The sequence below is a fragment of the Paenibacillus sp. FSL H7-0714 genome (assembly GCF_038003765.1).
Lineage (GTDB): Bacteria > Bacillota > Bacilli > Paenibacillales > Paenibacillaceae > Paenibacillus_AQ.
Genome location: NZ_JBBOPT010000001.1, coordinates 3820558 through 3844254 on the forward strand (window position 1 = coordinate 3820558; position 23697 = coordinate 3844254).

At 43.1% G+C, this 23697-nt stretch carries 25 protein-coding genes; 6 read left to right on the forward strand and 19 right to left on the reverse strand.

Annotated elements, in window-relative coordinates; translation table 11 throughout:
- Window positions 1-40: 40 nt before the first annotated feature.
- From NST34_RS16780 to NST34_RS16800, 5 genes are all read right to left on the reverse strand, one after another.
- On the reverse strand, window positions 41-2239 hold the full coding sequence (locus NST34_RS16780) for a DEAD/DEAH box helicase (RefSeq protein ID WP_341128337.1): 2199 nt from the start codon (window positions 2237-2239) through the stop codon (window positions 41-43).
- Entirely contained in the window at window positions 2236-3555 is a 1320-nt protein-coding gene (locus NST34_RS16785; RefSeq protein WP_341128338.1) for an ATP-binding protein, read from the reverse strand. The genes NST34_RS16780 and NST34_RS16785 overlap by 4 nt, the downstream gene beginning before the upstream one ends.
- A gap of 15 nt (window positions 3556-3570) precedes the next feature.
- Window positions 3571-5175 carry a TerB N-terminal domain-containing protein gene (locus NST34_RS16790; RefSeq protein ID WP_341128339.1) on the reverse strand — a complete coding sequence of 535 codons (1605 nt, stop codon included), beginning with the start codon at window positions 5173-5175 and terminating at the stop codon, window positions 3571-3573.
- Between the two features lie 192 nt (window positions 5176-5367).
- A complete protein-coding gene (locus tag NST34_RS16795; RefSeq protein ID WP_042193977.1) occupies window positions 5368-6570 on the reverse strand; it encodes an MFS transporter in 1203 nt (400 codons plus the stop codon).
- A gap of 91 nt (window positions 6571-6661) precedes the next feature.
- Window positions 6662-7429 carry a DUF1836 domain-containing protein gene (locus NST34_RS16800; protein WP_042188578.1) on the reverse strand — a complete coding sequence of 256 codons (768 nt, stop codon included), beginning with the start codon at window positions 7427-7429 and terminating at the stop codon, window positions 6662-6664.
- Between the two features lie 113 nt (window positions 7430-7542).
- Here NST34_RS16800 and NST34_RS16805 point away from each other — a divergent pair, with 113 nt between their 5' ends.
- On the forward strand, window positions 7543-8868 hold the full coding sequence (locus tag NST34_RS16805; RefSeq protein WP_042188579.1) for a hemolysin family protein: 1326 nt from the start codon (window positions 7543-7545) through the stop codon (window positions 8866-8868).
- A 35-nt stretch (window positions 8869-8903) separates the two neighbouring features.
- Here the strand turns inward: NST34_RS16805 and NST34_RS16810 are convergent, their stop codons facing one another.
- Genes NST34_RS16810 through NST34_RS16820 form a run of 3 tightly spaced genes read right to left on the reverse strand, consistent with a single transcriptional unit; the run spans window position 8904 to window position 10089 of the window.
- A complete protein-coding gene (locus NST34_RS16810) occupies window positions 8904-9275 on the reverse strand; it encodes a hypothetical protein (protein ID WP_179086658.1) in 372 nt (123 codons plus the stop codon).
- A gap of 6 nt (window positions 9276-9281) precedes the next feature.
- A complete protein-coding gene (locus tag NST34_RS16815; protein WP_341128340.1) occupies window positions 9282-9710 on the reverse strand; it encodes a GNAT family N-acetyltransferase in 429 nt (142 codons plus the stop codon).
- A gap of 25 nt (window positions 9711-9735) precedes the next feature.
- Window positions 9736-10089 (reverse strand): VOC family protein, encoded by a 354-nt coding sequence (locus tag NST34_RS16820; protein WP_042193979.1) that lies wholly within the window; start codon window positions 10087-10089, stop codon window positions 9736-9738.
- A gap of 161 nt (window positions 10090-10250) precedes the next feature.
- Between NST34_RS16820 and NST34_RS16825 the strand changes: the two genes are divergently transcribed.
- A complete protein-coding gene (locus NST34_RS16825; protein ID WP_081393020.1) occupies window positions 10251-11597 on the forward strand; it encodes a TrkH family potassium uptake protein in 1347 nt (448 codons plus the stop codon).
- A gap of 61 nt (window positions 11598-11658) precedes the next feature.
- Here the strand turns inward: NST34_RS16825 and NST34_RS16830 are convergent, their stop codons facing one another.
- Window positions 11659-11934 (reverse strand): hypothetical protein, encoded by a 276-nt coding sequence (locus tag NST34_RS16830; protein WP_042188584.1) that lies wholly within the window; start codon window positions 11932-11934, stop codon window positions 11659-11661.
- Window positions 11935-12111: 177 nt separating this feature from the next.
- On the opposite strand from NST34_RS16830, the gene NST34_RS16835 reads away from it, so the two are divergent.
- From NST34_RS16835 to NST34_RS16845, 3 genes are all read left to right on the forward strand, one after another.
- A complete protein-coding gene (locus tag NST34_RS16835) occupies window positions 12112-13344 on the forward strand; it encodes an aminopeptidase (protein ID WP_076298703.1) in 1233 nt (410 codons plus the stop codon).
- Between the two features lie 50 nt (window positions 13345-13394).
- Entirely contained in the window at window positions 13395-14624 is a 1230-nt protein-coding gene (locus tag NST34_RS16840; RefSeq protein ID WP_341060940.1) for an aminopeptidase, read from the forward strand.
- A gap of 221 nt (window positions 14625-14845) precedes the next feature.
- Entirely contained in the window at window positions 14846-15028 is a 183-nt protein-coding gene (locus NST34_RS16845; protein WP_042128123.1) for a hypothetical protein, read from the forward strand.
- Between the two features lie 71 nt (window positions 15029-15099).
- On the opposite strand, the gene NST34_RS16850 is transcribed toward NST34_RS16845, so the two are convergent.
- The 10 genes from NST34_RS16850 to NST34_RS16895 form a co-directional block, all read right to left on the reverse strand.
- Window positions 15100-15795 carry an AlkZ-related protein gene (locus NST34_RS16850; RefSeq protein WP_256721584.1) on the reverse strand — a complete coding sequence of 232 codons (696 nt, stop codon included), beginning with the start codon at window positions 15793-15795 and terminating at the stop codon, window positions 15100-15102.
- A 23-nt stretch (window positions 15796-15818) separates the two neighbouring features.
- Window positions 15819-16391 carry a TetR/AcrR family transcriptional regulator gene (locus NST34_RS16855; protein WP_042188592.1) on the reverse strand — a complete coding sequence of 191 codons (573 nt, stop codon included), beginning with the start codon at window positions 16389-16391 and terminating at the stop codon, window positions 15819-15821.
- A 1-nt stretch (window position 16392) separates the two neighbouring features.
- Complete coding sequence (locus tag NST34_RS16860; RefSeq protein WP_341129560.1) at window positions 16393-17109, reverse strand: MBL fold metallo-hydrolase; 717 nt, start codon at window positions 17107-17109, stop codon at window positions 16393-16395.
- An 83-nt stretch (window positions 17110-17192) separates the two neighbouring features.
- Window positions 17193-17660, reverse strand: a complete 468-nt coding sequence (locus tag NST34_RS16865; protein WP_341128341.1) for a DUF6773 family protein — start codon at window positions 17658-17660, stop codon at window positions 17193-17195.
- A gap of 2 nt (window positions 17661-17662) precedes the next feature.
- Window positions 17663-17842 (reverse strand): helix-turn-helix transcriptional regulator, encoded by a 180-nt coding sequence (locus NST34_RS16870; RefSeq protein ID WP_042132222.1) that lies wholly within the window; start codon window positions 17840-17842, stop codon window positions 17663-17665.
- A gap of 240 nt (window positions 17843-18082) precedes the next feature.
- Window positions 18083-18685, reverse strand: coding sequence for a nitroreductase family protein (locus tag NST34_RS16875; protein ID WP_076283615.1), 603 nt, complete (start codon window positions 18683-18685; stop codon window positions 18083-18085).
- A gap of 120 nt (window positions 18686-18805) precedes the next feature.
- Entirely contained in the window at window positions 18806-19582 is a 777-nt protein-coding gene (gene pstB / locus NST34_RS16880; RefSeq protein WP_042188599.1) for a phosphate ABC transporter ATP-binding protein PstB, read from the reverse strand.
- 39 nt (window positions 19583-19621) lie between these two features.
- Window positions 19622-20518 carry a phosphate ABC transporter permease PstA gene (pstA, locus tag NST34_RS16885; RefSeq protein WP_341128342.1) on the reverse strand — a complete coding sequence of 299 codons (897 nt, stop codon included), beginning with the start codon at window positions 20516-20518 and terminating at the stop codon, window positions 19622-19624.
- Window positions 20515-21411: a phosphate ABC transporter permease subunit PstC gene (gene pstC / locus NST34_RS16890; RefSeq protein WP_076298709.1), complete on the reverse strand. Its 897-nt coding sequence runs from the start codon at window positions 21409-21411 to the stop codon at window positions 20515-20517. Before pstC ends, pstA begins: the two co-directional genes overlap by 4 nt.
- A 97-nt stretch (window positions 21412-21508) precedes the next feature.
- On the reverse strand, window positions 21509-22441 hold the full coding sequence (locus NST34_RS16895; protein WP_341128343.1) for a phosphate ABC transporter substrate-binding protein PstS family protein: 933 nt from the start codon (window positions 22439-22441) through the stop codon (window positions 21509-21511).
- Window positions 22442-22773: 332 nt separating this feature from the next.
- On the opposite strand from NST34_RS16895, the gene NST34_RS16900 reads away from it, so the two are divergent.
- Window positions 22774-23658 (forward strand): LysR family transcriptional regulator, encoded by an 885-nt coding sequence (locus tag NST34_RS16900; protein ID WP_341128344.1) that lies wholly within the window; start codon window positions 22774-22776, stop codon window positions 23656-23658.
- Window positions 23659-23697 lie beyond the last annotated feature (39 nt).

Below are 23697 nucleotides of genomic sequence, written 5' to 3' on the forward strand. Positions count from 1 at the left end.
CCGCATAAGCGGGCGTCTCGATTAAAAATATTTAAAATAGTTACTGTGGTTGCCGCCATTGTTTTAGCACTTCAAGCAACCCCGGAACATCTAATCCATCTAAAGAAAAAGCTTTGCGCAACAGCTCATGCGGGATGAACTCGTCATACTTTCCGAGGTAGGGTGCTTCATCTGGAGATAACAATGTTAAAGGATCAGCGGCAGCCATACTCTCAGCGATGATCTCCGCTTCCAGCGTTTCTGCATCTGTTTTGCCTGCAACCACCATATAATAAGGTTCCATCGGCACGATAGATCGAAGTCCCTGTGAGCTCTTCAAATTGTTCTTAAGAAGGCGCTCTAGTGTGCGGAATTGCCGACTACCCGCCCACGGTAAGATAAACATCGAATCTCCACCTGCCGGCATAACGGAACGTTCAAGCATTCCACTTTCCTTCGCTAAACGACGAGCTCGTTCAAGCCGCGCAGCCGCACTCGGTGCAAGATACGGATACAAGGATGTTGCGCCTAACACTTCACGTATTTTGGTCATAATTCGTGTATGCACATCCCCGCCCGCTCCAAGCCACAACGTATCCACTTTACCGCGTGAGGTTTTTACATAAACAGCTTTATGGCGATTATCGACCTCTTCTACCTTCCAGAGCTTCCCTGCCAGAGTAAAACAGTAACCTGGTGGTGGTACTGTTGTAATCGAACCGATCTCTTCAGTCCCGTTATAGACAACATGCTCTTCATCGTCTTTGAAGACTGCGTAGAAGCGGAAGTTATTCACGATCTTCTCCCCCGCCATCCCAATAATCAAGCTGCCTTCATCCATCTTCTCGATTTGTCCCATACCCAGCATATAAATCATGAAGGTATCGTAGTCGGCAGGATCAATGCTATTGAAGGAAGGTAAGCTTAGTACAGCCTCCTTTAAATCCCCCGGCTCCGCCTCCCCCATACTCTTCAATATGCTCATCGTCTGATGGTATAACAGCCCGACTGGCAGCTGGCGCACCACCAGTGGTTCAACCCACTTCTCGCGCACATATAGCTCAATAACCGCTATCGCTCGAAGCAGCGTCCAAGGCATCCGTGCCGGAAGCTGTGCTTCCTCATCCTCTTCCTCGGGCGTGACAAAGATCATCTCGGATGCGGCGTCACCACGCCTGCCCGAGCGGCCGAGTCGCTGCACAAAGCTTGCGCAGCTATAAGGAGCGCCGACCTGGAGCACCCGCTCCAGCTCTCCTAGATCAATGCCCAGCTCCAGCGTCAATGTCGCTGCCGCAACTGCAGGACCGGAGCCTTGCCGCAGCGCGGCTTCCGTCTCTTCGCGGAGCATCGCGGAGATGCTGCCATGGTGAACGTGAAAAACATCCCGTTCCCCACGCTTCGCGGCCGTTCTCCGCAGCTCAAGGGTTGCCGTCTCCGCATCCGAGCGGCTATTCGTGAAGATCAACGCTTTCTTAAGATGCGTATGATCATAAATGAAATCGTAATAAGACTGCTTCGCGCGTTCTAAATGCTCCGCCTGCACTTCATCCCGTGCATCCGGGAAAGAGAAATGCTCCACACTTAAACGGAGCTTACGCCCGCCCTGTGGAGCGGACACCTCTACGCTCTCCCGCGTCCCTGCCGCCAGCCACTCCGTCACCGAAGCATAGTCACTAAGCGTAGCCGATAGACCGATTCTACGCGGATGACATCCCGCCATTCGTGAGATTCTCGCCAGCTGACTCATAACCTGAATCCCCCGATCAGCACCCATAAAGGCATGCACCTCGTCAATGACAATATAACGGAGATCATGGAACAGCGCCGGGATAGCATTCGGACGGTTCATCAATAGTCCTTCAAGCGATTCAGGGGTAATCTGTAGCACGCCGGAAGGATTCTGCACCAGTTTCGTCTTATCGGCTTGCGGAACATCCCCATGCCAGTGCCACACCGGAATATTGCCTTCACGGAGCAAATCGTTCAGCCGTGTAAATTGATCGTTAATCAATGCTTTCAGCGGAGCGATATACAGAATACCAACCGAACCGGAAGGACGTTCATACAGCTCAGTAAGCGCTGGAAAAAAAGCCGCCTCTGTCTTACCTGAAGCTGTACCCGAAGCAATCAGTAAGTGATGCGGCGTATCAAACAGCACACGACAGGCATCCACCTGCGCCTCACGCAAAGTTTCCCAACGGTTCTTATAGATAAACTCTTTAATAAAGGGAGCCAGCCTATAAAACGGATTATCACTCATAATTCAAACTCCGCGAGGAATCCATCTAACTCATTTTGTTCAGTATCAGCAGGTTTAGAGGTTCGTTCGCCCACTAACTTCTCGAAAGAGATCTCCGGATGCTGGTGTAAGGTGTGAAGTAGATCCATGAAATCACGCACCACTTCACGCGGTGTCAGGAGCTCGTCTGCCCCTAATCTGCCCACAGCTTCTTCCATAAAATGAACCAATTGTTCCTGTGTTAACCGTGCTTCGTAACCATAATGAAGGGCATGAATATCTCTAAGCTTTTGCAAAAGGATCAGAATTTCTTCGTGTGAGAGCATGTCCAGTGCAATAATAGGCCCAGTATAATTGTTCAGACCTGCTGCGCCGTATCTTCCTGCAACTAATCTTGAACGCAGCGCTTCATAACTAAATAATCCACGCCGTCCATCCTCCACAAATTGCGGAGTCCCCCCTATAAAAATCCCTAGGCTTTCTGCCTTGCCCTGCATCGTATCGTTGAACATCGTAAGCAGCTTTTCATAGTTACTCTGACGTGAGATACTGTTCGTGATTTTGTAGAGGTTGACGCCTTCGTCTATGAACAGCAGCAGTCCCTTATAACCGATAGCAGAAGTGAATTCCGCCCACAGCTTCATATAATCATACCAATTATCATCATCAATAATCACGCCAACACCAAGTGCTTTTCGTGCTTCCGTTCGAGTAGCGAATTCACCTCTTAGCCAGCGAAGGGAATCCTGCTTCAATTCATCGTCAGCGAGCTTATGGGCATTCCAATAAGAAGCCAGCACTTTGGCAAAATCAAATCCATGGACCAAACCGCGCATTTCGGAGGCTACAGCATAGATTCGTTTCTCTACCTCGTCTCCAAGCTGGGGGTGATCAGGGCCATATTCATTCTCTTGCATCACAGACTGCTGAAGCGTAATGATCCATTTTTGCAAAATAATCTCCAGAGCGCCTCCATCTGGACGCGTCCGGGTAGACAAATGACTCATCAGCTCTCTATATGTAGCAAGACCTTGTCCTTTCGTTCCCACTAATCTTCGTTCAGGGGATAGATCCGCATCGGCTACTACAAAATCCCGATCCATCGCATAATTACGGATCATCTGCAAAAGAAAGCTTTTGCCGCTACCGAATTTGCCGGTAATCAGCTTAAAAGCAGCTCCACCCTCCGCAATATTATCCATATCTCTCAATATCGCTTCAATCTCTGGCCTGCGGCCAACGGCTATATGCTCTAGTCCGATACGCGGAACCACACCGGCTGTCAGTGAATTGACTAGCGCTGTCGTCATACGTTTGGGTATTTTTAAACCATTCATCCAAAGTTCACCCCATTAAATATTAAGCAGATGAATTTTATATTCTTCTGCAATTTCTTCACCATCTATGATCAAATCACCTAGAATGTTCATTGCGATATCATTGATCTCATCAATCAAGAGTTCTGACATCGTGCCATTTGCAGCCGCTATCTTCTGTATGGTTTGTGTTCCATCCTCGTTCATAAACGCAATCAGAGCTTCGTGTTGGAGTGGACTTAAAGCATTAGAGAACTGCTCCCACTCCGTATCTACGTTAGCAGATTGAATTTCTTCTATAGTTAATTCAGGCTCAGGAGACTGAAGCGGTACAATGATTTCATCTTCAATATCTTCAAATTCTTCTTTTTCTACTACTTCTTCAAGCTCGGATTCCTCATTAGTAATCTCAAAACCGCTATCCTCAAGTTCTTCCAGCTCATTCATTTCCTCAACCGTAAGCATAGTTCGTACAATCTCGGAATCACTCTGCAGCCTTTCAAGCTTCTCACGATCAATAACTACTGCCGGCCCCTTATCTTCCTGTTTCTCTTTCTCAAATTCCCGCTTCAGAAAACGAGTGATAAGGTCATCCATATCCGCATCCACATTAACCCCTTTGAGCCGTCCTCGATACCCCAGCAGTTCCCGTAATTTATTCTCAGTCAAACGGAATAGCCTTGTAATCAAACTGCGAAGCGGTGGAGATTTACTGATACGCACAACCGGTATAAGCACTGAATAACCATATAGCGAAATATCATATACGGCGCTACGAAATAAATAACGCTCCCTCATTACTGAGGGGCCTGGTGGGAACATTTCAACCAAATTCGAGCCATGTTTCCGACTGACATAAGCGTTGATTAATGCCACTACCTGTGGAATATATCGTTCAAGGGCTTCTTTACCTTCCCCCATATAAAACTTCGATTTACTAATATCGTAGTCTGACATTGCTGTTAATACCGTAAAGGTTAACTGCTCAGGAGCTACAGTAAGACATCTCTCTAACTCTAGCTCTGCCAGATCTCCGGCAAGACCGCGTGAACGAGCAACGATTAAAGATAGAGGCACATCCAAATGATGAACAAACGAGAAGTCTGCGATCCAACCACCCAAATATTGATCCAGACGTTTATAATTTTCACGATAAGCTTCCCAGATTTGACTGAGCTGCTTATAGCCATCATAAGGATCTTGCCAACCTACACCATTAATAAGCTCATACACGTGCAGAAAAATATATGAAAGATCCGTTTTCGGATATCTACCCTGTCTAACTTCATTGCGCCAAAAAAAATACCATCTACTTTGCGTGCCTGTCATATGACCATACGTTGGCCAGTAACTCTTAAAAGGAATAAATAGCGCCGAATCCTCGGTTCTATGTTCCAGCTCCATCGCTCTAGCTACAAACTGACCTTCGGTAGTTGTCACAGGCTCCGGCGTGTCGGTCTCCAGATCCCAAAGCTGAAGCTGTAAAGAAGGTTCAGACGACGCTTTAGGCTTCCCTACATTTGCAGTAGATAACTTTGGCAGCGCTGGTTCTGATGAATTTCGCGTGGGAATAGGAACATTTTGTTCCGTACTTTCCCAGACTAATTCCGTGAAATGAGGCTGATTCCTATCCTTACTCATGTTCGATCGCTCCGTTCTTATAAAAGAAGGACTAATGCAAGCATAACGCCTTCTTTGCGGGGGCCCTAAAAATATAGTTTCTAATGTTAAAAAAAACGGCCCTGTTCACAACTGTGAAGGAACCGTTTTGTTCTTATTAAATTTTAGCATTGTTGGTAGATTAACATCAAGTATGTAATGAAGAATTATCCTTTACAGGAGCTCCGTTCCCTTTGTCTCTTTTCCTAGGAAGAGCACCGCTAACGCACCGATAATAATCGTTACAAAAAATAACATGAAGATCGAGCCAATCGCTATAGATTTACCTACCAGCACCCCTACTAACAAAGGAGCGATGATGCCGCCAATCCGGCCAAAGGAAGTCGCTAAACCAGCGCCTGTTGAGCGAATAGTTGTTGGGTACAACTCTGGTGTATAAGCGTACATGCCACCCCATGCTCCGAGATTAAAGAACGATAAGCAAATCCCGGCCGCCATCAGCATGCCTTCTGTAGTTGCATTTCCGAACCATGCCGCACTAACGGCAGTGAACAGCATATAGATGACCAGGACAAACTTACGTCCGAACTTTTCGATGAAGTAAGCGGCAGTAAAGTAACCCGGCAGCTGAGCTAGCGTCATGATAAGCACGTATTCGAAGCTTTTAACCAAGCTGAAGCCTTTAAGTACCATAACTGTAGGTAGCCATAGAAACATCCCATAATACGAAAACACTACAGTAAACCATAAAATCCACAGCATAATCGTAGAACGACGATACTCTGGTGACCATACTGTTGTGATACGTTTTTTCAAGGATACAGGCGCCTTCTTGATCTCAGCAAACTTCGGTGAATCGTCTATAGCACGTCTTAAGTAAAGAGCGTATAGAGCAGGAACAGCACCAATACCGAATGCTACACGCCAGCCATAATCAGGAATCACGAAGAATGCAATTAAAGCAGAAGCGATCCATCCAACCGCCCAAAAGCTCTCCAGCAGCACAACCGCACGGCCTCTCTCACGGGCAGGCATACTTTCAGACACTAATGTTGAGGCGACGGGCAGCTCCCCACCTAGTCCAAATCCAGCGATAAATCTAAGTACACAGAGTATTCCGAAGCCTGTTGCAAAAGCCGATAACCCACTCGCAGCCGAGAAAATTAGGAGTGTCCATAGAAGTATCGGTTTACGTCCAAAACGATCGGCTAATATCCCTGCTGCTGCAGCACCCACAGCCATGCCCACGGAGTTAATACTTGTCAATATACCTATCTGCTCCGGTCCCAGATTCCAATCCTTGGCTAAAGCCGCTACAACAAAAGAAATCATCCCGACGTCCATCGCGTCGAACATCCAGCTTAAGCCTGCACTGAAGAGTAATTTCCTTTGCTTCGGATTCCGCAGCAGTGTCATTTGATTCACTTCTAAGCCCCCTTATATCCAACATATATCTTATGAAACTTACTTTTGATTGTTTCACTTATACATATTAAAATTGAAGCGTTCAAAAATCAAGAAATAAAGCTGCATTAAAGTATTGTCTGGCAAGCGATTGAAAATAACAGGTCTGAACAGCTATCGTGGCTATCAGAAGTATGTTGCGGACAGACTCTCTCTGAGATCTCGTAAGATGCGTCAGCCGATTGATCACACGATCTGTGGAACTTCTAAGCAGGGAATCTTCTTTCCAGGAGAACTCCTTGTGTAAAAGTTGATCTACTTTACATTGGGTTTGTATAGTTGGATTGCTCTTGATCTCTTCAAACAGCCCAGCATATGCGTAATACAGCTTTGTCGGTTCTATAAGATCATCATCGTCTCGATCTGGCTTTAAGAACATTAATCGGAATAGCTGACGAATACTTTCGAAATTTAGGGCCGATTTGAGATCATCGATCATAAACAGAAGTGCTGCCTGATTAACTGAATACTTCTTTCCTTCTCTTGGAGAACCGAGATACTCCTTAAAATCACGCTTCACCCAATTTTGCATAGTAGTCACAGTCAAAGTGGAATACTCTATTAGATGGCCTAATGAAGCAATTTCACCGAGTGAAAAGCCTTTTACATCATGCCCCTTAATGATCTTTTGAAAAATGGGTGGAACATCTGTAGATAAAAAAGCGGGTAACGAAGTCCCCTTTTGTACTTCATCAAGATGAAATTTAGTCCATGCCTCTTGGAGGATATTCAGCGGTTTCCGGTCTGATAATCCGGTCAATGAGAGCAGAAGACTGGACATCTCCACACGAGTCAATGCAAATGATTCCATATCTGTTTCCCTCCACCATTTGATATTTCTCTGAAAAGTTCGTAGAATAGTTCATAAGAACTCATAATATGAGTATAACCTATTTTAGGAACGAAAGGGATGGTAAAGATTATATGGGTATAGGACTTAGTTTGACGTTGGTGGCTATTTTGATTATTTTAACCGCTTTTTTTGTAGCAACGGAATTTGCATTGGTGAGACTTAGAGGTAGTCAGATCAGTCAGATGGTGATCGAGGGAAAGAAGAACGCGCTAGCTGTACAACGAGTGTCTGCTAATCTTGACGGATACTTATCCGCTTGTCAGCTCGGGATTACAATCACTGCACTGGGTATTGGTGCACTGGCAGAGCCAGCGTTTGAGCAGTTGCTCCTTCCGGTATTCGACTGGGCTAATATTAGTCCAAGTGTGAGTCACCCTCTTGCGTTCTTATTCGCATTCGTCATTGCAACATTCCTACACGTCGTTGTCGGGGAACTTGCTCCGAAGACAGTAGCTATAAACATTCCGGAAAAAATCGGTCAAATTACATCACCGCTGATTATTTGGTTCTACAGAATTTTGTACCCACTCATTTGGTTTATGAATGGTTCCGCAAATCTGCTTGTTCGCCTTTTCGGGATGAAGCCTGCCAGTGAGCATGGAGACGCTCATAGTGAAGATGAGATTCGTTTGATCTTATCCGAAAGCTATGAAAGTGGAAAAATCAATAAAGCTGAATATGGCTATGTCAACCGTATCTTTACTTTTGACGAGATGTTGGCCAAAGAAATCATGGTTCCACGAACGGATATGGTATGTCTTTTCACCAATCATTCATTGAAAGAAAATTTCGAGATTATTCGTAAGGAACAATATACTCGCTTCCCGGTTGCAGAAGGTAGCAAGGATAATATCATCGGAATGATTAATACGAAACAGCTTTATTTGCAATATGACAATAACCCTGATTTTGATTTCAAAGGCTTGATTCAGCCAGTCCTAACCGTATCTGAGGTAACACCTGTTAAGAACCTTTTAACACGTATGCAGTTGGAGCGGGTGCATATCGCCCTGCTGCTTGATGAATATGGTGGAACGTCTGGACTCATCACGATTGAAGATATTTTGGAAGAAATCGTTGGTGAAATTCGAGATGAATTTGACGGTGATGAGCGCAGAGAAATTGAGAAACTAAGCGATACAAATTATCTGTTCGATGGTAAGGTATCTTTAATTGAGGTCAAGGAGCTTACCGGTCTTGATTTCGAACATGAGGAAGTGACAACGATTGGAGGCTGGTTATACAGTCATATCCCAGATCCGGCCGTTGGCAAAAGCATTGTACATGACAACGTAACCTTAATCATTCGTGAAATGAACAGATACCGTGTACGCAAGGTTGAGGTCATCATTGAGACCACTGGTGACACTGAATCGTCAGAGCTTGAGAATTCATAAGCTTTTAATCATAAAAAAAGGATAGAGTTATCAGATTAAATCTGATCCTCTATCCTTTTTTCTTTTATCAAAATCTTACTCATGTAATATTCATCTATCCATTGGCCATCAATTACAAGTGATTTTCTTTTCGTCCCTTCGATCTCAAACCCATTTTTGATATATAGCGACATAGCTAGCTCATTATGGGTCATATCAACCTCTGTCCCAATAAGGATTGAAGTATTTGCTAAAGCGAAGCTTTCGATCATCTCTTTGACCTGATTTAGACTGGATTGTCGTTCATCCGGCTCTAATAACATAAATTTGGATTCCTGATCCAACTGATGCTGTAAACGAAGTAATTCTTCTGCATCCTCTGGTATCAGCACTTTAAGTGTAACCATCATGTCATCACTTCCAATCATAAATAGCTATAAGTACTTTTTGAACAGCTTACTGGAGCTGCTATTGTATCCAAGATGCTCGTAAAATTGATGTGCATCCTCTCTTCTGACCGCACTCGATAGCATGATCTTAAGGGCGCCCCTAGAGGTGGCTACGTGCTCAGCGTATCTCATTAGTTTCGCACCGTATCCTTTCCCTCTCACCTCTTGTGATATGATGACTCTTTCAAGGACAGCAAAGGGTCGATCGTCACATAAAGCATCCATACATAAATGAAGATGAAGCGTCCCAACAATAGTCCCTTCTTCTTCGTACACATAAAGAAAATTATCCGTATTGTCAGCTATCCGCTTCAGTCGGTCCGGTGACACTTGTATAGCTGTCTGCTCAGGCAACAACATTCGATATAAGTTTTCAATATACAATGCGTCTTCAGGAACAGCCTCTCTTATCATTTGCTTATTCCTTTCTTAATCGTTCTTAACAACGGCAGACCATGATAACATTGCCATTCGGATCTTTAAAATTAAACCAATGATCATGCTCGATATCCGTAAGAATCTCCCCGCCATTTGCTTTCACATAGTCATAAGCAGCATCAATATCCTCGGTATTTAGATGAAAAGAGGGGATATTAAGAACGGACTCAGAAGTGTAAATTTTGCTGTCTAATACGATTTCTGGTCCTTGCATGGGGATCACGTATAGGTGCCCGAATAATACTTCACCATCCAAAGGCAAACCAAGCAACTGGCAATACCATTCTTTGGATTTCTCAATATCCTTTACCGGAATAAAAACTGCACCAATCTGATTCAGAATCGGACTTACCACCATTAAGAAAGCCTCCTCTTTAAAGTTGCAGAATAGGGTGTTATTCTAGAATAATTCGATAAAATATGTCAATTACCTCCCTCCACTTAGGGAAGGTCTGGCAAGTTATGTTATAATTTTGTGTGCACTACTCTAATTTCACGTATGACAGGAGAATTGAATTGGCTAATCTGAACTTCGGTGGATTGAAATTAACTCCACCAAAAGTCTTATCACTAGGATTTGTAATACTTATCACTGCCGGAACTTTTTTACTTAGTTTGCCGGTCGCCTCAGTAGAAGGGCATATTTCTTTTATTGATGCATTATTCATGGCTACATCGGCAACCTGTGTTACAGGTCTGGCAGTCATTGATACGGGCACACAGTTGACTACTTTTGGACAAGTTGTTCTACTCGTATTATTTCAGTTTGGGGGATTGGGTTTTATTACGATGGCCACCTTGATTACTTTGGTCCTTAATAAACGAATATCCTTTAAAGAGCGAATTCTTATGCAAGAATCTATGAACCAGAATTCCATGCAAGGTATTGTCCAGTTGATCCGCAGAGTCCTGATCTATTCCCTTGTTATTCAGCTCACAGGTGCCATCGTGTTTGCCGGTAGGTTTATGATGGACATGCCTTTCGGGAAAGCTGTATATTATGGAATTTTTCACAGCATATCTATTTTTAATAATGCAGGCTTTGATTTATTCGGTGACATTCATGGGCCCTTTAGTGGACTTACTCGTTTTGTAAATGATCCTATAGTGAATTTCACCTCAATGATTCTCATCTTTCTTGGAGGGGTCGGTTTTATCGTCCTATCTGATGTTTTTGACTTTCCAAAACGCAAAAAGCTTACTCTACATTCTAAGGTTGTTCTTTCGACCTCTATGATATTGATTGTCATTGGGGCTGCTCTATTTTTCTTACTAGAATTTAATTCTACACTGAAGCCCTTGAGTGCAGGTGGAAAGATGATGGCTACATTTTTACAAGCGATAACACCACGTTCAGGTGGCGTCACTACAATTGAAATTCCACTGATGCGGGAATCAACGCAATTTCTAATGATTCTGCTAATGTTCATAGGGGCTGCGCCTGGATCTACTGGTGGGGGAATTAAGATTACTACGTTCGCTGTTCTAGTGGCTGCGGTTTCTGCAAGACTAAGGGGTAAAGAGGATATTGTAATGTTTCGTCATCGGATCGCCAAAGAAAATGTCTATAGAGCCGTGACGATGACACTGATGTCTCTAATGTTAGTGGTCATTGCTACGATGTTGTTATCCGTGACAGAAAAGGCTGACTTTCTTGCTGTACTCTTTGAATCCGTATCTGCATTCGGGACTTCTGGTCTCTCCATGGGACTTACTCCAGAATTGACTACGGCGGGTAAAGTGCTCATTATTTTTCTAATGTTTCTGGGTCGGACAGGTCCGCTTACTCTAGCTTATGCACTCAAACCTAAGGGTAGTAAGGAACTTTACAGATATCCTGAAGGTAAGATTACAATCGGATAAGGCGAGATGTAACCAGCGGCAATGAATATTGCCGCTGGTAATCAATCAACACTTGTATGTTTTACTCTTCAACGATCTCTTGTTTATCTAGTGCGGCATCAAGCAATTGATTGTATACATCGTCATCATTTTCAAGTAGCGCGTCAGTTTCTAAGAACTGCTCTTCACTTCCAGGCTCACCAGCAAAGCTTAGGCTGTAATCCCATTCCGTTCCTCTTGTACTGAAAAAAGTAATCTCATATGGAGCCTTATGGTTTTCGAGAGTAAATATCGTCCTCCCTACATAGCTTTTATCCTCTTTACGGCTCATTTCAGCACTTACGATCTCTAAATTCATCCGCTAATCTTCCTTCCATTCATCAAATCATTTCCCCTCTCAGTATAGCATTGAAATGAATGTAATTCCTCAATTTACACTGTAAATTCCATGTAATTGACTTTTTTCATCCGGCGGTTAATAATTTAGTACAATACTTGTAAAGTACCAAACTATTAGTAATTGGAGGAAATATCGATGACTGATTTCGAGGCAAAGCTTAGTAAATATGCAGATTTAGCTGTGCAAATTGGGGTTAACGTTCAACCAGGGCAAATTCTGGTGGTGAATGCACCGATTCTTGCAGCTGATTTCGTTCGTATGATTACCGCCAAGGCATATGCGATTGGAGCAAGCTTGGTGAAGGTGAACTGGAGTGATGCAAGCATTACACGCCAGCAGTTTGAACATGCTGCACCAGAAGTGTTCACTGAGCCTCCTACTTGGTACGCAGGTGAAATGACCGAACTCGCCGAGAAGGGTGCGGCTATTCTTAACGTGATCGCGGAAGATCCTGATGCACTTAAAGGTATTGATCCTGTACGCATTTCAAATTATCAAAAAGTACGGGGAGCCGCACTCACCAAATATCGTGAAATGCAAATGTCCGACAAAGTTAGCTGGAGTATTGTTGCCGTACCTTGTCAGGCTTGGGCGGATAAAGTATTCCCGAATGTTCCAGCTGAAGAACGTGTAAGTAAGCTATGGGAAGCTATTTTCCACACCGTACGTCTTGATCGTGAAGATCCAGTAGCTGCATGGCAAGAACATCTCGACACCTTAGATCAAAAAGCAAATGTACTCAACGCAAAAAAATATAAGAAACTGCATTACATAGCACCTGGTACGGACCTAAGCATCGAGCTTCCAGAAGGTCATATTTGGGCACAAGGTGACAGCATTAATGCGAAAGGTCATTCTTTTGTAGCCAATATGCCTACCGAGGAAGTATTTACCGCTCCTCTAAAGACTGGTGTAAATGGCACCGTACGAAGCACCAAACCTCTTAGCCATGGCGGCAACATTATCGATGGATTCTCTATTACTTTTGAGAACGGACAAATTGTTAGTGTTAGTGCAGAGCAAGGACAAGAAGCACTAGAGCACCTCATTAGTATGGATGAAGGAGCAAAATACCTAGGTGAAGTTGCATTAGTTCCACATAAGTCCCCAATCTCAGAGTCCAATATTCTTTATTACAATACCTTGTTTGATGAGAATGCATCCAATCACCTAGCTATAGGTATGGCTTATGCTTTCTGTTTAGAAGGCGGTAAAGATATGACTCCGGATGAACTGATTGCACATGGATTGAATAATAGCGTTACCCATGTGGATTTCATGATCGGTTCTGCCGAGATGAATATTTACGGAATTACTGCTGATGGAACAGAAGAACCTGTATTCCTTAATGGAAACTGGGCGTTCTAATAACTGTAAATATGAAATAAAGACTAGAGATATTGAAAGGAGTAGAAACTATGTTGGATTTCAAGCAAAAACTGGAGAATTATGCATTGCTGGCAGTGAAGATTGGGGTTAATATCCAACCTGGACAGACCCTTGTTGTAAATTCCGACATCGTTTCCGCAGAACTAGTGCGACTTGTAGTACGTAAAGCTTATGAAGCGGGTGCGAAGCTCGTCAAGGTTAATTATAGTGATGAGGTTGTTACACGTACTCGTTATGACCTCGCTCCATCCGATTCCTTTTTGGAACCGCCACAATGGCAAGCAGATGAATTGGAAGATCTAGCTAAAAAAGGTGCAGCATTTCTATCGATAACTTCAACGAATCCAGATCTATTGAGCGGTGTTGAGTCAGGAAGAATTGCGGATAATCAGCGGATCTCTGGACAGACATTAGCTCCATATCGTGAGTTGTTAATGGGGAATCACGTAAGCTGGAGTATTGTAGCATTCCCATCAGCATCGTGGGCGGCAAAGGTATTCCCTGAAGCATCACCTGATCAGCAGATTGATTTGCTATGGGATGCTATCTTTAAAGCTACACGTGCGGATCAAGCTGACCCTATTCAAGCATGGAGTCAACATTTAGATGGCCTGAAAGCACGTTGTACTGCTTTGAATGATAATAAGTTCCGCAAGCTGCACTATACAGGACATGGAACCGATTTGACGATTGAGCTACCAGAAGGGCATATTTGGTGTCAAGCAGGAGCTGTCAATGGCAAAGGAGTTCCTTTCCTAGCCAATATCCCTACAGAAGAAGTGTTTACTGCCCCACTGAAGTCTGGTGTGAATGGTAAGGTAAGCAGCACTAAGCCGCTTAGCTATGGGGGTAATCTTATTGATAATTTCACCCTCACCTTTGAGAACGGCAAAGTAACGGATTTCACCGCTGAAAAAGGTTCAGAAACGCTAGCTTCCCTTATCGCGTTAGATGAAGGCTCTGCTTATCTTGGAGAAGTCGCTTTGGTGCCTTTCCACTCCCCGATCTCCGAGAGCGGAATTCTATATTACACCACATTATATGATGAGAATGCCTCCTGCCATTTGGCGTTAGGTGCAGCATATGCCTTTACCCTTCAAGAGGGTACGACAATGACCAAAGAACAATTGCAGGAAAAAGGAATGAACCAAAGCCATACACATGTTGATTTTATGATGGGTTCACCTGAAATGAGCATTGATGGTATTAAGGATGATGGAACAACCGTACCTATCTTCCGTGATGGAGATTGGGCTTAAATTGTTCGCTTAAATTATTGAATAAATAAAATGACAAACAACCTGCTTGGTTCCTCTTCCGAGGACAAAAGCAGGTTGTTTTTTATTGCATACTAGATATCCAGAAAATAAATAGTCCAAATTTGAATAAAAGTTCAATATTTGTTCACACTATTGTTGATTTCCGTTCACAAATATGTCACAATACAGTTAAGGATCTAATTTCCAAGGAGGGGATTATCATGTTGAGAGACCCAATATCCAATGAAATTGACAGCGTTGAAGAAGAACAGCTCGAAATTCAAGCACCGGTGGATTCAAGAATTGTTGCATCTAATGCAATCAAATATACCGCCTATGTTATGCTGTTTTTCGGATTCTTGTATTTCCTGATTGCTTACTTGGCACCTATGTTGGAACAATAATGTGATGGATATGATTTTATTAGAAAACGCTTACGGTTAATCACTCTCATGGGAGTAGTGATTAACCGTTTTTATTTCCATGAGAATACTTTGTTCGTCCAGGCTATTGCTGTAGGCGACCATATGCCATTCATTTTGGAATGTAGCCAAGCTATTGCCTCTTCTCTATCGCCTTCAAATGAGGAAAGACCATTATCTTCCATCCAGTGACTTACAGTCTCAAACGAGGTACTGCTCCAGCCATTTTTCTCACCTTCTGCATTTTGGCGTTCTTTTACACCTGAAATAACGATGTCCAGCGATGCCTGAAGCTCCGTAACCGCATTATCAAAAGCCGTCTTCTTTTCTTTAGCCTTCATATCAGCTTCAACACGAAGTATACGCGTATCAATCCCTTGATGTTCACGGATAATTTGCAGTAAAGTCACTGCTTCTCTGCTGGCCAATCCGTCATTATAACGTTCTTCTATAGATTTAGTACTACCTACAGCTGCCACAAATGCTGGAAACCACTCCCTAGAGACCAAGATAGCTTTCTTCTTAACAAATTTACCGTATCCAGCCAGGCCTTCACCAGGAAACCTTACACGCCATGACCATGGATCTAGCTCTGAACCCGTATGCCAATTCTCCGCTTTCGTTAATCCATTTAAAGATGGGTGCTCAGGAATCAGAGTGGCAAGCGGCAAAATCCCAATCTTGGTAACGATTTCTGCAGTTTCCTCAAAGGTGATAACACTTTCCTCTTCATATCCCTTATAGATCACAACATCATCTCCTATGCACTCCATTATTTAGACTTCATATTTCCGATCCCAGCAATATAAGTACTGATGAGCCGAGATAGGCTTACATTCGTATCAAGCGCCATTCCAAAACCGCCCTTTTGTTCCAAAGAGGCAAAGCCATGCAGAATGCTTCGTAACCCGCGTACTGCATGAATTTCTCCTTCCTCACCCAATTGATAATCCTTCATCACATGAATAATAAGCTTCAAAATATGATCACTTGCCGTTTCCAGCTCCGTATTTGCCTGTTCAGGGGCTCGCAACGTTGTCTCGTATAATCCAGGTCTGCTTCTAGCAAAGTCCACATACGCTCGCCCCATCGCCTGTACAGCGGCGTCTCCACTAAAGCCTTTAGCTGCGTTGTTCATTGCATTGGAAAGCTCCCCTAGTCCATAAATTGCAAGTTGTGTGCGCAATTCCTGTAGCCCGTTAATGTGATTGTATAAAGACGGAGAACGAACACCTAATTTGTTAGCCAATGCGGCTAAGGTTACGGCCTCTATCCCTTCATGATCGGCGATTTCTGCTGCTGCAATAACAAGCGTACGACGATCTAATCCTGCTCTAGGTGACATTTTAATTACTCCTATCTTGAATCATTTTTGCTTTATGAATAGCTTTCTCCATGGTTTGTACTGGGTTTCTAAGTAAGTCTCCATGTCCAGTAGCCAGTATAGTCGGGGAAGCCTCTAGAAGCTTAATTGCACTCTTTAATGCTTGATCTTTACTCCAGGTTGCCATAGCCGGAAACGGAAACCAAGGAATTATGGTTCCTGAAACTGCAGTTCCCCGGAAGGTTTGAAAAGCATCTCCAACGATAACAGCGCCGCTTCGTGAATCAATGAAAGACATAGATCCAGGGGTATGACCAGGAGTTAGAATTGCTGTTAATGAACCAATGGTATCTCCATCATAGAGCAATACATCTGGTCTCGTTGTTACCTTCTTGGGCACGCCTCCCTTTATAGGAGTCTGAGGTTCTCCCTCACGAAGTGAACGATCTCCACTAAGCAATGCTGCATCCCTTTCTGAAATGTACACCTGAGCCTCTGGAAGCTGTCTCTTTAGCTCATCCAGTGCACCTATATGATCGTCATGAGCATGCGTCAATATAATACGAGTGATCTTTTTATCAAGCTTCGCTGCGGTATCTATAATTCCTTTTACACTGAACGGCATTGCCGCATCTATCAAAGTCAACTCATTCTCTTCCTCAATGATGTAACAATTCACAGGAAACACTCTTGGCATCCAAGTTAGCTGTAATAAATGACCTTCACGCGTTACTCTCATCATTACCCCTCCATAAAACTAATGGTATTAGCTTAAATATAAACTAATCATATTAGTTTTACAAGAGTGAATTTTTCACCCAACTAACCCTCTAGACTTTTGTTCGCATTTTTATTAGATCTTTTAATAATGAACCACTGCATCCATGTAATCCCAACGAAAAATATAACGGAACCCACAAGGGTGCTCATGATACTTTTAGCAATATCCAACTCCCCGGCTTCTCTAAAATCAGATAGGAACATTAAAGCGGCCCATATTAACGTACTGACAGCTCCCCCAATTAAATTGATTTTCTTATACCGTCTTACATCGCCTTCTTTACTCGGTAGCAGATATATTCCATTTTTGACGGAACGAACAGTTATATACAAACACCCTCCCATCACAATCACAAACGTATCCAACCAATACTTAATGTCCCATTGCAGAATAAACACTTTTACCAAAAGACTAACCATAAAGCCCACGAACACAATCATAAAACCATGCGTACTAAACTTCTGAATTTCACTGATAATCCGCTCATCCTTAATCCTTGTCCTGCTCACCCTTATTCCTCCCAAAAAATATCGTTTAAAGATCGATCCAATGCCTTGCAGATAGCTATGCACAACTTAAGCGTTGGGTTATAGTTCCCGGCTTCAATCAGACCAATCGTCTGTCTTGTAACCCCTACAACTTCCGCTAACTGTTCTTGGGAAAGATCTTTTTGTATACGTGCCAGTTTCATCTTGATGTTCTTGTTCTCCCCCACGCTTTTCCCTCCTTATTTAAATTCATCCACTTAACCAAATTGTAATCAATATCATTCATTATGTACATTATATATTGCTATAAACATTTAACGCGATTTTGCTATCCAACCATACGACATTAGGAGCTTGAACTTACAACAAAAAAGCACCCCTTCGGATGCTTCGGATATATATTCTTTTAATATTCATTATTCAAATACCGTAAAACCTTCTGCTTATTCCACTACATCGTTCTCTGGATAGCTATCAATGATCTTCAATAGTTCAGAAGCATCCGTTCGTGGACGGCTGTCTGGCACAGTCTCCGGGTATCCGGCATGGATCATAGCTATGATCTTCTCTCCTGGCTTCACACCAATTTTGTTACGGAATTCAGGATTATTGATATAAGGATCGGTCTTCCAAATCGTTCCCACGCCTTGCTCCCAAGCCGCTAGCTGGAAGTTCTGCACAAGTGCTGACGCTGCTGCAAAATCCTCATCCCACTCTCTCTGCCGAGGATCCTCAGGCATCACCACAATTAACGTTAAAGGAATATTTGAGATATATTCTTTTCGCTTAGCAGCCACTTCAGGATCAGAAAAAGCACGTTTCACGAAAGCAAATGCCGCTTCAGCCAAGAACTTTGTACCATCACCTTGAAAAGCAATAAATCTCCACGGCTCACGCACCCCATGATTCGGCGCCCATACAGCTACATTTAACAATTCCTCTAAGAGACCTTGCGGCAGTGGATCTTTTTTAAAAAGCTTAATAGAGCGTCTTTCTCTTATTACTTCAGCTACGCTATTCTTTTGAGTCGGTTGAGTTTGTGTCATGAGATCCACTCCCTATAATAATAATGATAATCATTATCATTAATGATACAGTATCTATCTGCCTTTTGCAAATAATAGAAACAAAAAACACCGTTCCCTAAGGAACGATGTTGAAAGGCTTCAGCCGAAACGACCCATGATATATTCTTGTGTCATTTGATTCTCTGGATTAGTAAAGACCTTATCCGTCTTATCGTATTCTATAAGGGATCCCAGATAGAAGTAAGCCGTATAATCAGAAATCCGTGCAGCTTGCTGCATGTTGTGTGTCACGATTACTATGCGTAGCTCTTCTTTTAACTCCTTGATGAGCTCCTCTACTTTACCAGTGGAAACCGGATCTAGTGCGGATGCTGGTTCGTCCAAGAGTAGAATTTGTGGGTTAACTGACAACGCTCTTGCAATACAAAGGCGCTGCTGTTGTCCACCGGACAAAGCTAATGCTGAATCTTTTAACCGGTCCTTCACTTCATCCCACAACGCTGCTTTACGAAGGCTGCTCTCTACAATCTCATCGAGTGCTTTTTTTCCTTTTACCCCATGGTACTTCGGTCCAAAGGCGATGTTATCATAAATGGATTTATAGAACGGATTGGGCTTTTGCCAAACCATACCGATCTTCTGACGCAGTTTGATAACGTCTGTGCCAGGAGCATTAATATCAACGCCATCAATCCAGATGCTTCCTTTGGTTGTTGATCCGGAGATTTCGTCATTCATACGGTTCAGTGAACGAAGAAAGGTTGATTTACCGCAGCCGGATGGGCCGATCAGTGCAGTAACCGTATTTTCAGCAAAAGGAAGACTAATCCCCTTTACAGCCTCATATGTTCCATAAAAAATACTCAGGTCCTCGGTTTGAAAAGATTCACGCACTGCTGTTGCCGACGTTCCCATCGATTACTCCTCCTACATCTCTACTTTAGTTTTTAGGAATTAGTTCATTCTTTTTGAAGCTGTAAGCTTACGATAAATAAATCTACCGAAATAACGTGCTGCCAAGTTGAAGATTAACACCATAATTACAAGTACTGCTGAAGCTCCCGCAGCAATTTGCGCGGCATCAGGAGCAAGGCCTTCACTATTTACCTTCCAGATATGAACAGCCAGTGTTTCAGCTGGACGGAAAGGATTCAGTGGTGAGTTCGGACTAAGTGGATTCCAGTCAGTGAAATCTAGTCTTGGGCTACTCATTCCTGCAGTGAACATCAACGCGGCTGCTTCCCCAAAGACACGGCCAGCAGACAAAATAGTACCCGTAATAATCGTTGGTAATGCTACTGGGAACAACACGGAGGTTACGATCTTCCACTTGGACAATCCTAGCGCAAAACCAGCCTCTTTTTGTTGCTTCGGAACACTACGAAAAGCTTGCTCAGTAATCCGAACCATCAGCGGTAGATTAAAGACCGTCAATGCCAGTGCTCCAGAGATTAAGGAAAAGCCAAGATTAAAATAGTTAACAATCAGCAATAGACCAAACAAGCCGACTACGATTGAAGGGAACGAAGATAATACCTCAACAATTAAGCGAATAAAGCCGGTGATTTTTCCCGGACGAGCATATTCAGCCATGTAAATACCGGCACCCAGTCCTAGAGGTACTGTAATTATTAGCGTGAGTACCAAAAGGAATAAGGAGTTGAATAGCTGAGGGCCAATTCCTCCACCTGCTCGAATTTTTTGCGGTGCAGAGAATAGAAAATCCCAACTAATGTGACTAAGACCCCGAAAGAGGATATATCCTAATAGACCAACCAGAATAGCTACGATGAGCAATGCGAAAAACACAATAAGGCTTGTGGCAATTTTATTTACGGTTCTAGGCTTCAAATTTTATTTCTCCTTTCAAGCAGTCTCACAAAGAAGACAAATACAAAGGTCATCAACATAAGAACCAGTGCCATACTCCACAGAGCATTATTGTGCGCAGAGCCCATGGTTGTGTTCCCCATTCCAAGTGTGATTACACTCGTCAGGGTAGAAGCTGATTCAAAGAGTGATTTTGGTACGAATGGCGCATTCCCGATAACCATCTGTACAGCAAGGGCTTCACCGAATGCACGTGCCATCCCCAGTACAATACCAGTCATAATAGCAGGAAACGTTGTCGGAATAATCACTCGAGAGATCGTCTGCCACCGGGTGGCACCAAGCGCATAGGAGGATTCCTTTAAATTTTGCGGCAATGAAGCCAGCGCGTCTGCAGCCACGCTTGTAATCGTCGGAAGAATCATGACCGAGAGCACAAGCGCGCCTGCAGCTACCCCGATGCCTTGACCAGGCAGGTTGTTGCGTAGAAACGGTACAATAACACTTAATCCGATGAAACCATAAACAACTGAAGGGATACCTGCCAACAGCTCGATTACGGGCTGAAGCAATTTTTTGCCCCATCCTGGGACAATTTCAGTCATGAACAGCGCAGCGCAAAGGCTAAGTGGACTAGCAATCAATGCTGCAAGTAGAGTAACTAAGAAGGATCCAGTAATAAACGGAAAAGCACCAAAGGATGGCGTATCTGCTTCAGGTGACCACTTTGTTCCGAATAGAAAATCAGTAACGCTAACATCACCGCTTGTGAAAGTTGAAATACCTTTAGACGCCACAAAATATACCATCGATACAATGATTGTTATCAATAGCAGTACACAGAAGGACATATATGTACGTCCCACAAAATCTTCAATATGATGTTTCTCGATGCGTGAGTTCTTTAGTTTCACCCTTAATTGCTCCCTCTTTCTAAAGTGAAAAGAGAGGCAGATGTATCCGCCTCTAATCACTTGAGATTCTAATCCTTACAAATTACTTAGAAGTGAATTACTTAGCTGTAACATTTCCTGCAACGTCACGAGTAACTTGCATTTTTACTGCTGGAATGTATCCAAGCTCAACGACTTCACCTGTTTGTACTTCGTCTGTTAAGAAAAAGTCAAGGAATGCTTTTACTGTTTCATTTGGTTCGCCGTTTGTGTACATGTGCTCGTAAGCCCATACTGGATATTTACCAGAAATAACATTGTCTACAGATGCTTCTACACCATCAAGGCTAAGTGTTTTGATTGAATCATCAAGGTATGAAAAAGCCAGATAACCGATAGCCCCTGGAGTTTCTCCGATCATTTTCTTAACAGTACCGGAGGAATCTTCTTGAATCGATCCTGGGATATCTTCAGTTTTAGTTCCAAGTGCAAAGCTTTCAAAGGTTGCGCGAGTACCGGAGCTGCCTGGACGGTTGATGATTTGGATTTTTTGATCCGCTCCGCCAACTTCTTTAAAGTTTGTAACTTTTCCTGTAAAAATATCGATAAGCTGTTGCTTAGTCAAGCTGTCTACACCAGCATCCGGATGGGTTACTGCTGCGATCGCTACTACTGCTACTTGATGATCTACAAGAGCTGCTGCTTTTTCTGCATCTGCATCTTTTAGTTTTTCTTCTGCGAATACGTCAGAGTTACCGATATCTACTTGTTTCTCAGCTACTTGAGTAAGACCAGTACCACTGCCGCCGCCTTGAACTTGAATGTCCACACCAGCATTTTTATCCATGAAATTCTCGGCTACCAGCTCAACCAATGGTTGTAGTGCTGTTGAACCTGAAGCTAGAATCGAACCACTTATTTTAGCGCCGCTACCTTCATTTGTAGCTGCAGCGTTTCCTCCCGTGTTGTTTGCCCCACCATTACCGCAAGCTGAAAGTGCTAGTACGCTTGTTAAAGCCAAAGTCATAACCCAAGATTTTTTGAATTGCATTGTTTTGTCTCCTCCTAAATGTTTTGTTAGCACAGCTTCCTCATACAGTTCATACGGAACTGGCTTCGCAAGCTTTAACATGGTGTTGTGGAGCTTTGGCCCCCATATGCTTGTTTACTGTAAAAGTGCATTGTACGCATATGTTATTGTTGTTGTCCGGAGCTTCTTAGCCCCTCTGACTCTTCTTATTCTAGAGCTCGTTCGTTAGAGAAACTTCTTAACTTTGTAAAGCCAACGATAAAAATACCAATAGAAACTATATATATGTATAGATTTAATCTATAATGGAGATATAATTTGTTATCCAACTTATCATTGTACGGAGGAAAGTCATGAATATTATGAAGTTAAAGATCGTTATCCTACTTGAAAAATATAAGAAAGTAACCGATGTAGCCGCTGAATTAGGCCTTAAACAACCCACAGTATCTTTTCATATGAAGAATCTAGAGAATGAATTTGGAACGCCTTTATTCCAATATCGAAGTGGAAGAGTACTGCTCACAGATGCGGGCCGGGCCCTTTATCAATATGCGCTCAAGATTGTCTCACTTACAGCCGAAGCTGAACGTACTGTTAAACAGTTTTCTTCACCAACACAAGGTACTTTAAAGCTGGAAGCAAGTTATATACCTGCAACTTATATTTTACCTAAAGCGCTAATCCAATTCATGAAACAATATCCTGGGATTAATAATTCAATGTCGATCCAAAGTGATACTTTGTTAAAGGAACGACTCCGAAGCCGAGAAATTCAAATGGCTATTTTACACACTTCTGATTGGCATGATGAATCCTTTAACTTTCAGCTGGTTGTCCGCGACGAGCCTGTGCTCATTTTTGCCCCTGGTCACCCTTTTGCAACTATAGAGAAGTTAACACCAGAACAGATCGCGCTTGAGCCTTGGATTCAGTATGAGGGTGGTTCTTGTTTACGGGGATTTGCGGATCAATGGTCAGAAATAAATCATATTCGCTTGTGGAACCGATCCGAGTTGAATTCACCTGAAACTCTAAAGAAGTTAATTAGCGAGGGAGATGGCGTAGGCATTTGTTCTAGAGTTAGCATTGAAGCAGAACTTGCGTTAGGTCGTCTTTGTTATGCTCCTCTACCGGGAGTTTTGCCTGAGAGCGGTGGTTTTGTACTGGCTTGGCGAAAAGATCATATATTAACACCGTTGCAGCAATCTTTTGCCGATATATTAAACAACAACTAATAGGTCCTTCTATTTTATAAAAGGGAGCGCCCAAAGCCA

Excerpts from the sequence above, each read along its gene's own strand:
- NST34_RS16895 (WP_341128343.1), bottom strand. The coding sequence starts at position 22,441 with ATGCAATTCAAAAAATCTTGGGTTATGACTTTGGCTTTAACAAGCGTA.
- NST34_RS16810 (WP_179086658.1), bottom strand. The coding sequence starts at position 9,275 with ATGATTGGAAGTGATGACATGATGGTTACACTTAAAGTGCTGATACCA.
- NST34_RS16800 (WP_042188578.1), bottom strand. The coding sequence starts at position 7,429 with ATGGAATCATTTGCATTGACTCGTGTGGAGATGTCCAGTCTTCTGCTC.
- NST34_RS16785 (WP_341128338.1), bottom strand. The coding sequence starts at position 3,555 with ATGAATGGTTTAAAAATACCCAAACGTATGACGACAGCGCTAGTCAAT.
- NST34_RS16875 (WP_076283615.1), bottom strand. The coding sequence starts at position 18,685 with ATGACACAAACTCAACCGACTCAAAAGAATAGCGTAGCTGAAGTAATA.
- NST34_RS16870 (WP_042132222.1), bottom strand. The coding sequence starts at position 17,842 with ATGAAACTGGCACGTATACAAAAAGATCTTTCCCAAGAACAGTTAGCG.
- NST34_RS16815 (WP_341128340.1), bottom strand. The coding sequence starts at position 9,710 with ATGATAAGAGAGGCTGTTCCTGAAGACGCATTGTATATTGAAAACTTA.
- NST34_RS16840 (WP_341060940.1), top strand. The coding sequence starts at position 13,395 with ATGTTGGATTTCAAGCAAAAACTGGAGAATTATGCATTGCTGGCAGTG.
- NST34_RS16860 (WP_341129560.1), bottom strand. The coding sequence starts at position 17,109 with ATGAGAGTAACGCGTGAAGGTCATTTATTACAGCTAACTTGGATGCCA.
- NST34_RS16780 (WP_341128337.1), bottom strand. The coding sequence starts at position 2,239 with ATGAGTGATAATCCGTTTTATAGGCTGGCTCCCTTTATTAAAGAGTTT.
- pstB (WP_042188599.1), bottom strand. The coding sequence starts at position 19,582 with ATGGGAACGTCGGCAACAGCAGTGCGTGAATCTTTTCAAACCGAGGAC.
- NST34_RS16790 (WP_341128339.1), bottom strand. The coding sequence starts at position 5,175 with ATGAGTAAGGATAGGAATCAGCCTCATTTCACGGAATTAGTCTGGGAA.
- NST34_RS16805 (WP_042188579.1), top strand. The coding sequence starts at position 7,543 with ATGGGTATAGGACTTAGTTTGACGTTGGTGGCTATTTTGATTATTTTA.
- NST34_RS16900 (WP_341128344.1), top strand. The coding sequence starts at position 22,774 with ATGAATATTATGAAGTTAAAGATCGTTATCCTACTTGAAAAATATAAG.
- NST34_RS16845 (WP_042128123.1), top strand. The coding sequence starts at position 14,846 with ATGTTGAGAGACCCAATATCCAATGAAATTGACAGCGTTGAAGAAGAA.
- NST34_RS16855 (WP_042188592.1), bottom strand. The coding sequence starts at position 16,391 with ATGTCACCTAGAGCAGGATTAGATCGTCGTACGCTTGTTATTGCAGCA.
- NST34_RS16795 (WP_042193977.1), bottom strand. The coding sequence starts at position 6,570 with ATGACACTGCTGCGGAATCCGAAGCAAAGGAAATTACTCTTCAGTGCA.
- NST34_RS16830 (WP_042188584.1), bottom strand. The coding sequence starts at position 11,934 with ATGAATTTAGAGATCGTAAGTGCTGAAATGAGCCGTAAAGAGGATAAA.
- NST34_RS16835 (WP_076298703.1), top strand. The coding sequence starts at position 12,112 with ATGACTGATTTCGAGGCAAAGCTTAGTAAATATGCAGATTTAGCTGTG.